Source organism: Nocardioides sp. (assembly GCF_047607185.1).
Classification (GTDB): domain Bacteria; phylum Actinomycetota; class Actinomycetes; order Propionibacteriales; family Nocardioidaceae; genus Nocardioides.
Window position 1 is genome coordinate 19,835 of sequence record NZ_JASGDQ010000142.1, and the last position, 13,284, is coordinate 33,118.

8 protein-coding genes and 1 pseudogene are annotated in these 13,284 nt (G+C 72.5%); 7 read left to right on the forward strand and 2 right to left on the reverse strand.

The features are described 5' to 3' along the window. Positions 1-17: 17 nt before the first annotated feature. From QM595_RS17215 to QM595_RS17235, 5 genes are read left to right on the forward strand one after another with little or no spacing between them, the layout of a single operon-like run. Complete coding sequence (locus tag QM595_RS17215; protein WP_415172808.1) at positions 18-1,121, forward strand: PQQ-dependent sugar dehydrogenase; 1,104 nt, start codon at positions 18-20, stop codon at positions 1,119-1,121. Positions 1,122-1,171: 50 nt separating this feature from the next. After that, a complete protein-coding gene (gene recC, locus QM595_RS17220) occupies positions 1,172-4,567 on the forward strand; it encodes an exodeoxyribonuclease V subunit gamma (RefSeq protein ID WP_415172809.1) in 3,396 nt (1,131 codons plus the stop codon). Beyond that, positions 4,567-7,911, forward strand: a complete 3,345-nt coding sequence (locus QM595_RS17225; RefSeq protein WP_415172810.1) for a UvrD-helicase domain-containing protein — start codon at positions 4,567-4,569, stop codon at positions 7,909-7,911. Before recC ends, QM595_RS17225 begins: the two co-directional genes overlap by 1 nt. Before the next feature lie 7 nt (positions 7,912-7,918). Beyond that, positions 7,919-9,679 carry an exodeoxyribonuclease V subunit alpha gene (gene recD, locus QM595_RS17230; RefSeq protein ID WP_415172811.1) on the forward strand — a complete coding sequence of 587 codons (1,761 nt, stop codon included), beginning with the start codon at positions 7,919-7,921 and terminating at the stop codon, positions 9,677-9,679. A gap of 56 nt (positions 9,680-9,735) precedes the next feature. Next, positions 9,736-10,344, forward strand: a complete 609-nt coding sequence (locus QM595_RS17235) for an ACT domain-containing protein (protein ID WP_415172812.1) — start codon at positions 9,736-9,738, stop codon at positions 10,342-10,344. A gap of 200 nt (positions 10,345-10,544) precedes the next feature. On the opposite strand, the gene QM595_RS17240 is transcribed toward QM595_RS17235, so the two are convergent. Continuing rightward, a complete protein-coding gene (locus tag QM595_RS17240; RefSeq protein WP_415172813.1) occupies positions 10,545-10,997 on the reverse strand; it encodes a nitroreductase family deazaflavin-dependent oxidoreductase in 453 nt (150 codons plus the stop codon). Positions 10,998-11,054: 57 nt separating this feature from the next. On the opposite strand from QM595_RS17240, the gene QM595_RS17245 reads away from it, so the two are divergent. Then, on the forward strand, positions 11,055-12,005 hold the full coding sequence (locus QM595_RS17245) for a 1,4-dihydroxy-2-naphthoyl-CoA synthase (protein ID WP_415172814.1): 951 nt from the start codon (positions 11,055-11,057) through the stop codon (positions 12,003-12,005). Between the two features lie 187 nt (positions 12,006-12,192). Further along, positions 12,193-12,453 carry a hypothetical protein gene (locus tag QM595_RS17250; RefSeq protein WP_415172815.1) on the forward strand — a complete coding sequence of 87 codons (261 nt, stop codon included), beginning with the start codon at positions 12,193-12,195 and terminating at the stop codon, positions 12,451-12,453. Between the two features lie 502 nt (positions 12,454-12,955). On the opposite strand, the pseudogene QM595_RS17255 reads toward QM595_RS17250, so the two are convergent. Continuing rightward, positions 12,956-13,284 (reverse strand): annotated as a pseudogene (locus tag QM595_RS17255) (hypothetical protein); the annotation flags it as partial.

A 13,284-nucleotide genomic window follows, 5' to 3' on the forward strand; every position in this document is an offset into this window, starting at 1 on the left:
CGGCTACCGTCCTGGGGATGGAGATGAGCCGCCGAGTCCTGCTGCTGGCCGCACCGCTCGCGGTCGTCGGTTGTGACTCCCAGACTGGGCCCGGCAGCGATCGAACCGGGTCCACCCGCTCGCCGGTTCCGTCTCCCAACAACGCCGGCAGCACCACGCCCTCGGCCTCACGGTCGGCTCCTGACCCACAGGAGGCGGCAACGCTGGCCGAGGGCGTGTCAGTTCCGTGGGGCATCGCCTTCCTGCCCGACGGGTCGGCGCTGGTCGGCGAGCGCGACACCTTCCGGGTGCTGCGGGTCGCCGACTCGGGCGTGGAGGAGGTCGGCGAGGTGCCCGGCGTCGTCTCCCAGGTCTCCTCCTCCGGCGAGGGTGGCCTGCTCGGCTTCGCGCTGCACCCCACCGGCAGCTGGCTCTACGCCTATGTCTCCACCGCCGCGGACAACCGGGTGGTGCGGATGTCGTGGGACGGCTCCTCGCTGGGTGAGCCGGCGGTGATCCTGGACGGCATCGAAACCTCGATCCACCACAACGGCGGCGGCCTGCTCTTCGGCCCCGACGGCCTGCTCTACGTCTCCACCGGTGACGCCGAGGACTCCGCGCTCGCCCCCGACACCTCCTCGCTCAACGGCAAGATCCTGCGGATCACCGACACTGGCGAGGTGCCGCCCGGCAACCCTTTCGACAACCCGGTCTGGTCCTACGGCCACCGCAACGTCGAGGGCATGGCGCTCGACGCGAAGGGACGGCTGTGGGCCTCGGAGTTCGGCGACAAGGGGTACGACGAGCTCAACCGGATCGTCGCCGGAGCCGACTACGGCTGGCCGGCGGGGGAGGGCAGCGGCTTCGGGCGCTCGCCGCTGGCCCAGTGGCCGACCTCGGACTGCTCGCCGTCCGGCATCGCCATCACCCGCGGCCGCGCCTGGCTGGGCGCGCTGCAGGGCGAGTGCGTCTGGTCGGTGTCGCTGTCCTCGGGCCGCGCCCGCCGCCACCTGGAGGGCCACGGCCGGATCCGGCTGGTCGCCCTCGCGCCGGACGGGGCGCTGTGGGTCGGCACCTCGAACCGCGACGGCCGCGTCGTACCGGCCGACGGCGACGACCGGCTGATCCGGGTCACGCTGTAGGTCGTGAGATCGGCGCCGGGAATGTCGGCGGGGGTCACTACTGTGCCGGTGTGGCCGTCCACCTCCACCGCGCTCCGCGCACCGACCAGCTCGCCGAGGGCCTCGGCGAGCTGCTGGCCGTGCCACTGGCCGACCCGTTCGCGACCGAGGTCGTGGTGGTGCCCGCCAAGGGCGTCGAGCGCTGGCTCTCGCAACGACTCTCGCACCGGCTGGGCGCGGCCCCGGGGCGCGGCGACGGGGTCTGCGCCGGGGTGGAGTTCCGCTCGCCGTGGTCGCTGTTCGCCGAGATCTCCGGCACCCGTGACGAGGACCCCTGGGGGCCGGAGGCGCTGACCTGGCCGCTGCTGGACACCATCGACGACGTGCTCGACGAGCCCTGGGCGGCGACCCTGGCGCGCCACCTCGGCCACGGCCCACTGCCCGACTCCTGGGCCGGGGACGAGGCCGAGCTGCGGCAGGGACGGCGGTTCTCGGTGGCCCGGCGGCTGGCCCGGCTGTTCGCGTCGTACGCCGGGCAGCGCCCCGCCCTGGTCGAGGACTGGGCGGCGGGCGGCTCAAGCGACGGCCTCGGCCACCCCGTCCCCGTCGACCTGGCCTGGCAGCCGGAGCTGTGGCGCCGGCTCGCCACCCGGGTCGCCGCGCCGCCGCCCCATCTCGGGCTGGCGGCCACCCTCGCCCGGTTGAGCGAGGAGCCCGACGCCTTCGACCTGCCGGCACGGCTCTCCCTGTTCGGCCACACCCGGCTGCCGCTGGCCGAGGTGCGGCTGATCGAGGCGCTCGGCCGCCACCGCGAGGTGCACCTGTGGCTGCCCCACCCCTCCGCCGACCTCTGGGACCGGCTCGCCCGCCGAGTCGGCAGAAGTGCAGGTGCTCAGGGTGCCGAGTCGGCACAAGTGCAGGGCCCGGTCGCTCGGGAGGAGGACCGCTCCCACGACGAGGTCGATCACCCACTGCTGGCCACCCTCGGCCGCGACGTGCGCGAGCTGCAGCGCACCCTCGCCACCATCGACCTGGCGACCGACGAGCCGGCGGCCGCTGCCCAGGTGCCCGACACCCTGCTGGGCTGGCTCCAGCACGACCTGCGCGCCAACGCCGTCCCAGCCACCCCGCGCCAGCCGATCCCGGGGGATCGGAGCGTCCAGATCCACGCCTGCCACGGCCCCGCCCGCCAGGTCGAGGTGCTGCGCGAGGTGCTGCTCGGCCTGCTCGCCGACGACCCGACGCTGGAGCCCCGCGACGTGCTCGTGATGTGTCCCGACATCGAGACCTACGCCCCGCTCGTCGCCGCCGGCTTCGGACTGGCCGAGGTGGTCGGCCCGCAGGGGCACCCGGCCCACCAGCTGCGGGTCAGGCTCGCCGACCGGGCACTGGACAGCACCAACCCGCTGCTCGCGATCGCCTCCCGACTGCTCGACCTGGCAGGCGGACGCGCCGGCGTCGCCGACGTGCTCGACCTCGCCCACGCGGAGCCGGTCAGGCGTCGCTTCGGGCTCCGCGACGACGACCTCGACACCCTGGGCGACTGGGCCGTGCAGGCCGGCATCAGATGGGGCTTCGACGCCCCGCACCGGGCAGAGTTCGGCCTCGACGGCTATGTCGCCAACACCTGGGAGTTCGGCCTCGACCGGCTGCTCGCCGGCGTCGCGATCTCCGGGCCCGATCAGGGCGCCGCCCACACCTGGCTCGACAAGACGCTGCCGCTCGACGACGTCGGCAGCGGGTCGATCGAGCTGGTCGGCCGGCTCACCGAGTTCGTACGACGCCTGCGCGATGTCACCGACGCGCTGGTCGGCAGCCACCCGCTCGACCACTGGCTCACCACGCTCGAGGACGGCGTCGCCGCGCTCACCGCCACCTCGACGGCTGACGCCTGGATGACCGGGCAGGTGACCCGCGAGCTCGGACGCGTGCGCGAGGCCGCCGGCTCCGTCTCGACGCATCTGCGGCTGCCCGACGTGCGCGCCATGCTCGCCGACCGGCTCGCCGGCCGACCGACCCGCGCCAACTTCCGTACCGGCACCCTCACCGTTGCCACCCTGGTGCCGATGCGCTCGGTGCCGCACCGGGTCGTCGCGCTGCTCGGCCTCGACGACGGCGTCTTCCCCCGAGTGGGCGCCGTCGACGGCGACGACCTGCTCGCCCGCACCCCGCTCACCGGCGAGCGCGACCCACGTACCGAGGACCGCCAGCTCTTCCTCGACGCCATCCTCGCCGCCACCGAGACACTGGTGGTCACCTACACCGGCGCCAACGAGTTCTCCGGCCAGCCGCGACCGCCCGCAGTGCCGCTGGGCGAGCTGCTGGACGCCCTCGACCTGACGGCCGCCGGGGCGGCCGAGGCGGTCACCGTCCACCACCCGCTGCAGCCGTTCGACACCCGCAACCTGGTCCCCGGCGCACTCGTGCCCGAGCGTCCGTTCTCCTTCGACCGATCCGCCCTGGCGGGCGCCCGCTCGGCCGCCCGCCAGCGAGCGCCGCTGCCACCGCTGCTGGCCGACCCGCTGACGCCCGAGCCGAGGCAGGACGTCTCCCTCGACGACCTGCTCGACTTCTGGAAGTCGCCGGTGCGCGGCTTCTTCAAGCAGCGACTCGACCTCGCCCTGCCCCGCGAGGAGGAGCCGCTCGACTCCGGTCTGCCGGTCGAGCTGGACCCGCTGGCCCAGTGGTCGGTGGGCGACCGGGTGCTCGGCGACCTGCTGCGCGGCCTCGACCCCGAGCAGGCGATGCAGCAGGAGTGGCGGCGCGGCGTGCTGCCGCCCAAGTGGCTCGGCTGGCGCATCCTCGAGGACGTCATGACCAAGGCCAAGCCGCTGGCCGCCGAAGGGCTCCGGCTGCGCACCCGAGAGGCGAGCGCGGTCGACGTCGAGGTCGACCTCGGCGACGGCCGGCGGCTGACCGGCACCGTGACGGAGCTCTACGGCGACCGGCTGGTCCCGGTCCACTACAGCAGGCTCGCCGCGACGCATCGACTGCAGTCGTGGATCAGGCTGCTCGCGCTGGCCTCGGCCGACGAGGACCGGGCCTGGTCGGCGTTCACGCTGGGCCGGCCGTCGTACGGCAGGGGGCCGTTCGCGCTCTCCCAGCTCGGCCCGCTCGACCACACCGCTCGCGACGTCCTGCGCGAGCTGGTGCGGCTGCGCGACAGCGGGCTGACCGCGCCGCTGCCGCTGCCGCTCAAGACCTCGCTGACCTATGCCCGGCAGCGACGCACCCAGGGCACCGAGGAGACCGCGCTGGCTCAGGCCGAGCGCGACTGGAAGGACGCCATGTTCCCGGGGGAGCAGTCACAGCCCGAGCAGGTGCGGGCCTGGGGCGCCGGTGCCGGCGTGCCCGGCCTGGCCGACGTGCTGCCCGGCGAGGAGTGGCCGGGGGAGAGGAGCCGCTTCGGCGCGCTCGCGCTGCGACTGTGGAGCCCGCTGCTGGCGGCAGAGCAGGGGTCCTTCTGATGATCCCCTTCGACCTCACCGGAGCGCTGCCGACCGGCACCACCCTGCTGGAGGCCAGCGCCGGCACCGGCAAGACCTTCACCGTCGCCGCGCTGGTGACCCGCTATGTCGCCGAGGGCGTCGCCAAGCTCGACGAGCTGCTCGTCATCACCTTCGGCCGGGCCGCCAGCCAGGAGCTGCGTGAGCGAGTCCGCGACCAGCTCGTCGAGGCGCAGCGCGCGCTCGCCGACCCCGCCACCGCCGACCTCGACAACACCGTGATCGAGCTGCTGCTGCGCGAGGAGTCGCAACGGGCGCAGCGGCACCGCCGGATCACCGACGCGCTGGCCGCCTTCGACTCCGCGACCATCGCCACCACCCACCAGTTCTGCCAGATCGTGCTGCGCTCCCTCGGCGTCGCGGGCGACACCGACGCTGGCGCCACGCTGGTCGAGTCGCTCGACGAGCTGCTGGTCGAGGTCGTCGACGACCTCTACCTGGGGCGGTACGGCGAGCAGCGCGAGAGGCCGCCCTTCGACCGCGCCACCGCGCTGGCCATCGCCCGAGCCGCCGTCGAGGACCGGCAGGCCAGCCTCGCCCCGGCCGGTCCGGGCGAGGCGGCCGGGGAGGCCAAGGTCGCCTTCGCCGTCGGCTGCCGCGCCGAGCTGGACCGGCGCAAGCGCCGGCTCGGCATCCTCTCCTACGACGACCTGCTCAGCCGGCTCGCGACCGCGCTCGAGGACCCGGACGCGCCGGCCCGGGAGCGGATGCGGCAGCGCTGGCGGATCGTGCTGGTCGACGAGTTCCAGGACACCGACCCGACCCAGTGGCAGGTGCTCGACCGCGCCTTCACCGGCCACGCCACGATGGTGCTCATCGGCGACCCGAAGCAGGCGATCTACGGTTTCCGCGGCGGCGACGTCGTCACCTATCTCGAGGCCGCGCGCACCGCCGCCGCGAGGGCCACCCTCGGCACCAACCGGCGCAGCGACGCCGACCTCCTCGCCCGGCTGCGGGTCGTCCTCGGCGGTGCCGAGCTCGGCGACCCGGCGATCACCGTCCGCGAGGTCGAGGGCCATCACCCCGGCTCCCGGCTGGTCGGGGCCGGGGCGCCGTTCCGGCTGCGGCGAGTGGCCCGGGACGGGTTCCGGACCTACAAGGAGCTCATCAAGGTCGCCGATGCCCGCGACTTCGTGGCCCGCGACTGCGCCGCCGACATCGCCGCCCTGCTCGCCTCCGGGGCGACCTGGTGCGAGCGGCTGCTGGTCGCCGGCGACGTGGCGGTCATCGTCGCCCAGCGTGCCCACGGCCTGCTGGTGCAGCGCGCGCTCGCCGAGCGCGGCATCCCGGCCGTGATGGCCGGTGGCGGCGACGTCTTCCTTACCCCGGCCGCCGAGGCCTGGACCACGCTGCTGGAGGCGATGGAGTCGCCGCACCGCTCCGGGCTGGTCAGGGCTGCCGCGCTGACACCGTTCTTCGGCCGCACCGCCGTCGACCTCGACGAGCGCGGGGAGGCCCTCACCGCGGAGGTCGCCGACACGCTGCGGGGCTGGGCGCTGCTGGTGCGTGGCTCTGCCAGATCCCGGGGAAGCGTGGCCGCCCTGGTCGAGGCCGCCGAGGAGCGCGGGCTGACCAGCCGGGTGCTCGGTCTTGAGGACGGCGAGCGGCTGCTCACCGACCTGCGCCACCTCGGCCAGCTGCTCCACGAGGTCTGCGTGCGCGACGGGCTGGGGCTGACCGCGCTGCTCGGCTGGTTCCGCGACGAGCGTCGTCGTACCGCCGCCCGGGAGCGGCCCCGCCGCCTCGACTCCGACGCCGCGGCGGTGCAGATCGTGACCATCTGGGGCAGCAAGGGCCTGCAATATCCAGTCACCTACATTCCGTTCGCCTATGACAACTGGGTCAACGACCGGGTCGCCATCGCCCGCTTCCACGACACGGTCGACGGCAACCCCCGCCGCGCTCTCGACGTCACCGGCGGCGGCTCGCTGTGGCCGGCCAACCTCGCCCGCCACCGCGCCGAAGAGCTCGGCGAGGAGCTCCGCAACCTCTACGTCGCCCTCACCCGCGCCCAGTCCCAGGTGGTCGCCTGGTGGGCGCCCACCACCAACACGTCCTGCAGCGGCCTGCACCGGCTGATCTTCGGCCGGCAGCCAGGGACGCCGGCGGTGCCCGAGCAGCAGGAGGTCTTCGACGACGCGTACGCCGAGCGGGTGCTCACCCTCGTCGAGGGCCTCGGCGGCCCCGCCCACGAGCTCGCCTCGCCGGCCCCGCCGGTGCCGGCCCCGGCACCGGCCGATCCCGGTCCGCTCAGCGCTCGCGTCTTCGACCGGGCCATCGACGCCGAGTGGCGCCGGACCTCCTACAGCGGCCTGATCCGGGTCGAGGAGCAGGCCGCCACCGGCGTCGACAGCGAGCCGGAGACCGACGGCCTGGACGACGAGCCGGCCGTCGACCCCGAGGACGTCCCGGTCGACAGCCCGGACTTGCCGATGGCACAGCTGCCGGCCGGGGCGACCTTCGGCTCGCTGGTCCACGCGGTCCTCGAACACGCCGACCCGCAAGCCTCCGACCTGCGCGAGGAACTGCTCACCCATGTCACCGAGCAGCTGCGTTGGTGGCCGGTCGACGCCACTCCCGAAGACCTCGCCGACGGCCTGGTGCCGATGAACCACAGCCCGCTCGGCCCGCTCGCCGACGGCCTCACCCTGGCCGAGATCCCGTTGCGAGACCGGCTCCGAGAGCTGGAATTCGAGTTCCCGCTCGCCGGTGGCGACCTGCGCGGTGAGGTGCCCGAGGTCAGGCTCCGCGACCTGGCCCCGCTGCTGCGCGAGCACCTGCCGGCCGACGATCCGCTCGCGTCGTACTCCGACAGGCTCGAGGCGCCCCTGCTCGGCGACCAGGCCCTGCGCGGCTACCTCTCCGGCTCGGTGGACGCCGTACTGCGACTCCGCTCTGCCGACTCCTCGGGGGACAGGTTCGTCGTCGTCGACTACAAGACCAACCTGCTCGGCGATCAGACCGCCGCCGACTACGCCCCGGGCCGGCTCGCCGAGGCGATGCTCCACTCGCACTACCCGCTGCAGGCGCTGCTCTACTCCGTGGTGGTGCACCGGTTCCTGCGCTGGCGACTGCCCGCCTACGACCCGGACCGGCACCTGGGCGGCGTGCTCTACCTCTACGTCCGCGGCATGATCGGCCCGGACACCCCGCTGATCGACGGCCACCCGACCGGTGTCTTCTCCTGGCGGCCACCGGCGTCGCTGGTGACCGCGCTCTCCGACCTGCTCGACGGCCAGTGTCATACGAGTGGGTCGTCGGAGCAGCCGGCTCGTACGACGCCTCGCGAAGGGAGCACGCGATGATCGAGCGATGATCGAGCGCTGGGAGAGCGACGACCCGCACGACGCCCGGCTGGCGCTGACCGCGACCGGGCTGCTCAAGGAGTTCAACCAGGCAGGCGTGCTGACCGCCGCCGACGTCCATGTCGCGACGCGCACCGCCGAGCTGGTGGGGGAATCGGCCGATGACATCCGCCTCGCGGTGGCGCTCGCCGTCCGCGCCGCCCGGCTCGGCTCGGTCTGCGTCGACCTCGCCGCGCTGCCCGCCGAGGACGAGACCCTGCCCTGGCCCTCACCCGACGGCTGGCTCGACCGGGTCGCCGCCTCGCCGCTGCGGGCGAGCTCGGTGGTCCAGATCGACGGCCCGCTGCTCTACCTCGATCGCTACCACCGCGAGGAGGGCCAGGTCCGCGACGACCTCGTCGCCCGGCTCGCACTCGCCCCGCCCGCCGTCGACGAGGCGGCGCTGGCGGCGGGAGCCGAGCGGCTCTTCCCGGGCGAGGGGTACGCCGAGCAGCGGGCCGCGGCCCTCGCCGCTGCCCGGCAGCGGACGACCGTCCTCACCGGCGGCCCCGGCACCGGCAAGACCACGACGGTCGCCGGCCTGCTGGCGCTGCTGGGCGAGCAGGCTCGCCGGACCGACGCCGGTCCGCTGCGGATCGCGCTGACCGCACCCACCGGCAAGGCGGCGGCCCGGCTGCAGCAGGCGGTCGAGCAGGCCCAGGCGGCCGACCGGTTCGCCGCGGCCGACCGGGCCGGGCTGAGCGGGCTGACCGCCTCGACGCTGCACCGGCTGCTCGGCTGGCGGCCGGGCTCCTCGACGCGCTTCAAGCACCACCGCGGCAACAAGCTGCCGCACGACGTGATCGTCGTCGACGAGACCTCCATGGTGTCGCTGACGATGATGGCCCGGCTCATCGAGACGGTCCGCCCGGAGACCCGGCTGATCCTGGTCGGTGACCCCGACCAGCTGGCCTCGGTCGAGGCGGGCGCGCTGCTCTCCGACCTCGTCACCGGGCTCTCGACCCGTGCGCCGGCGGCGATCGCCAGGCTGGTGACGCCGCACCGGTTCGCCGGCCGCAGCCCGATCGACGCACTCGCAGCGGCGCTGCGGGCCGGCGACGAGGACGCCGTCGTCGAACTGCTGACCTCGGGCGAGGACACCGTGAGTCTGATAGCGCCCGACGACACCGCGGCGACCGCCGCGCTCCGCGACCGGCTCACCGACCACGCCGTCACGGTACGACGACTCGCCGCCGACGGCGACGCCGACGCGGCGCTCGCGGCAGCGGCCGAGCACCGGCTGCTCTGCGCCCATCGCGACGGACCCTGGGGCGCGGCCCACTGGAACCGGCAGGTGGAGCGCTGGCTCGCCGAGGCCGTCGGAGTCGGCTACCTCCCGGAGTGGTATGCCGGCCGGCCGGTCCTCATCACCGCCAACGACTACGGCCTCAACCTGTTCAACGGCGACACCGGGGTGGTAGTCGCCGCCGGCGAGGAGCTGCGAGCGGTTATCGACAGCGCCGGGCGGCCGTCGTACCCGCCTTCGCGGCTCAACGAGGTCGAGACGCTGCACGCGATGACCGTTCACAAGAGCCAGGGCAGCCAGGCCCGCGAGGTGACGGTGCTGCTGCCGCCGGAGGAGTCGCCGCTGCTGACGCGCGAGCTGTTCTACACCGCCGTCACCCGGGCCGAGGAGCGGGTCCGGGTGGTCGGTACCGAGGCGTCGGTGCGGGCGGCGGTGGCTCGGCGAGCGCTCCGCGCCACGGGCCTGGTCCGGCGTCTCGGCTGACCCCGGCGCGACACTGTCGAAATGCCGTGGCAACCAATCCCCGCTAGTGTCGAGTGGTGCCCTACCTGCTCCGCGTCCGGCTGCCCGATATTCCCGGCTCCCTGGGACGCCTGGCGACCGCGATCGGTGAGGCAGGTGGTGACATCGAGGCGATCGAGATCGTCGAGAAGTCGCACGAGGGTCACGCCGTCGACGACGTACTGCTGGAGATGTCGCCCGGCGCGATGCCCGACTCCATCGTCTCGGCCTGCAACGGCCTCGACGGAGTCGAGGTCGTCTGGATCAGCCGCTACGCAGCCGGCGGCAACCTCTTCCTCGACCTGGAGGCGGTCGAGGATCTGACCGAGAGCCCCGACGAGGCGCTGACCCGGCTCGTCGACGTGCTGCCGCACACCTTCCGTGCCGACTGGGCGGTCCGGATCCACCGGGCCGGTGGCGTGGTGGCCGGCACCGAGTCGGCCCCCGACGACCTCCCCTTCGTCGACATCGAGCGCCCGATGCGGCTAGAGGTCGAGGGCGACGACGACAACCTCTACGCCGGCGCGCGCATCGACGGCAACGAGATCGTCGTCATCGGCCGCCGCGGCGGCCCGGAGTTCCTCGACTCCGAGCTGGCCCGGCTCGGCCACCTGGTCAGCCTCGCGGCAAGCATCGCCCGCCCCTGACCTCCCCCGGGGGGGGTGAGCAGTCCCAAACTGACACCCAAAGCCCCGTGACCAGTCGCAAACTGACACGCGTGGGACGGTGACCGGTCGCAAACTGACACCAGGAGTGCGGCGGGGATGTCAGTTTGCGACCGCTCACCGGGCAGGCGTGGGCTTCCGCGGGCGGCTTGCCACTCGTGTCCGGCCCGGCCCAGGGACCGTCAGTCCTTCTGCTCCAGCAGGAAGATGGGGATGATGCGGTCGAACCCTGCGGCCCGCTTCTTGTAGTCGATATAGGTCGGCCACTGTCGCTCGGCCTCGGCGTACCACTCGTCGTACTCCGCGCCGGTCAGCTCACGGGCGACGAAGCTGGCCTTGACGGTGCCGTCCTGGAGCTCGACCTCGGGATGGGCACGGAAGTTGTTGGTCCACAGCGGGTCCTCCGGTCCGCCGCCCTTGGAAGCCACCGCGAGGTAGCGGCCGTCCTTCTCGATGCGCATGACCGGGGTCTTGCGGACCTTGCCTGACTTCGCGCCGAGGTTGGTGATGACGACGATCGGGTAGCCGGTGTCGCGCAGCGTGTTGGCGGCGGTGCCGCCCGAGGCTTCGAACGCCTCGACCTGCTCGCGGACCCAGTCCGACGGGCTGGGCGCGTATTCGCCTTGAAGTGCCATGCCCTTCACAAGACCACCGCGCCGCCCGATATTCCGGCGGCGATAGCCTCGGCGTCCATGAGCGCCATCGAGGGAGTCTCCGAGATCTTCGACACCGCCGACTGGGACCCCGTGCCCGGCTTCGAGGACCTGACAGATCTCACCTACCACCGCGCGAAGGCGCACGGCACCGTCCGGATCGCGTTCGACCGGCCCGACGTGCTCAACGCATTCCGGCCGCACACGGTGGACGAGCTGCTGCGCACGTTGGAGCACGCGCGTACGTCGGCCGATGTCGGTTGCGTCATCCTCACCGGCAACGGCCCCTCGGCCAAGCACGGCAAGTGGGCCTTCTGCACCGGCGGCGACCAGCGCATCCGGGGCAAGGCCGGCTATCAGTACGAGACCGACGGTGCTGAGCCGCGTTCTGGGGCGGACGCCGGCGCGCCGCCCAACCCGATCGACAAGGCCAAGCTCGCCCGGCTCCACATCCTGGAGTGCCAGCGGCTGATCCGGTTCATGCCGAAGATCGTGATCTGCGTGGTGCCCGGCTGGGCCGCCGGCGGCGGCCACTCCCTCCACGTGGTCTGCGACCTGACCCTGGCCAGCGCCGAGCATGCCCGGTTCAAGCAGACCGACGCCGACGTGGGGTCCTTCGACGGCGGCTACGGTTCGGCCTACCTCGCCCGCCAGGTCGGCCAGAAGTTCGCCCGCGAGATCTTCTTCCTGGCCGAGGAGTACTCCGCCGAGGACGGTGTCCGGATGGGCACGGTCAACCGGGCCGTTCCCCATGCTGACCTGGAGAAGGTGGCGCTGGACTGGGGCGCGAAGATCAACGGCAAGTCCCCGACCGCCCAGCGGATGCTGAAGTACTCCTTCAACCTCCTCGACGACGGCCTGGTCGGCCAGCAGCTCTTCGCCGGCGAGACCACCCGCCTCGCCTACATGACCGACGAGGCCCAGGAGGGCCGTGACCAGTTCCTGGAGAAGCGCGAGCCGGACTGGTCGCCGTACCCCTGGTACTACTGATCCGAGGACGTTTCCGCAGGTCAGGACGGGTATAGAGGGTCTCGGACACCCCCGTAGTCCGCAAAGAGTCCGCAAGAATCTCGGCAACTGCCGGTACGACGCCATCTCCGGCCTCGGTTGAGCGCCTTGATGGACCCGTGGTACTTTGGTACTCGGGTTCAAAGTCGAGCTTCAGAGGGGAAGTGTCATGGCGACCGCAACTGCACCGATCAAGGTCGATCCCGCGACCGACGAGCTTGTGTCTCACGCAGCGCACTTCCTGTCGCGCTCGAAGAAGGACATCGTCGATGCTGCCGTGCGTGAGTACATCGACGTTCACCGCGACGAGATCAACGCTGGCATCAAGGCTGCTCTCGGCCAGCTGAATGGAACTGATGCAGCCGCCGTGACGCTGATGACTGGTCTCAGCGCTGACGAGCTCGATGACCTTGGTGGTCTCCCTGCCTGATGTCGTGGCGGGGAGTGTCTGACCCTCCGCATAGGCTGAAGTCATGGCTCGAACGACTGGTGGTGTGCGCCCGACTCGGCGCGCCGTCGTCACTGAGTTGGCAGACGGCGAGAGGGCTGAGGACTACGTCCAGGGGATCGGCAATTGGTGGATCGGCGCGGCGGGTCGCCGCCAGGCCGACAGCCCCCAGCGGGATTTCTACGCCTCGATCACTCGCGAGAGCACCGCGGGCAAGACCGTTCGACGGTCGGCTACTTCCGACGGAGTGGGACTGGAAGCGCCTGACCGCCGAGCAGGCGATTGCTTGGCGGCACGAGATGAAAGGCATCGTGATTCGCCTGATCGCGATGTCGCTGACCTCGGGGAATCTTGCGATTGCCGAGTTCCGGCAGCATCGGATCAAGGCGCTGGTCAGGGCAGACAACGGTCATGAGGCGTACTTGGCGATCATCGCCGAGAAGACTGGCAGCCCGAGCCATCACCGTTGGCGGAGTTGGAACCGTCACAAGGAGAGATCATCTGGTCGACTCTGTTCCCGAGTGAGGTCGCTGACGCGATTCTCGGGTTGGCGGACTAACCGTCGGCGTTGCGTCCGCTTGGGTTGGTTCGACTCGGGCGCGTTGGCGAGGCGTTCCTCCAACGTGACACCAGCGCGCCGTCGCTGTGGTCGCGGCGGCTGCTCCGGTTCCGGTTCATTGACGCGGAGGGCTTCCTGCATCAGGCCGCTGGCGGCGGCGCGGGTGCGGTCCTCGGCGGTCGGCCACAGATGGCTGTAGGTGTTCAGCGTGGTCGTGGCGGTGGAGTGGCCGAGGGCTCGCTGGACGGTGACGA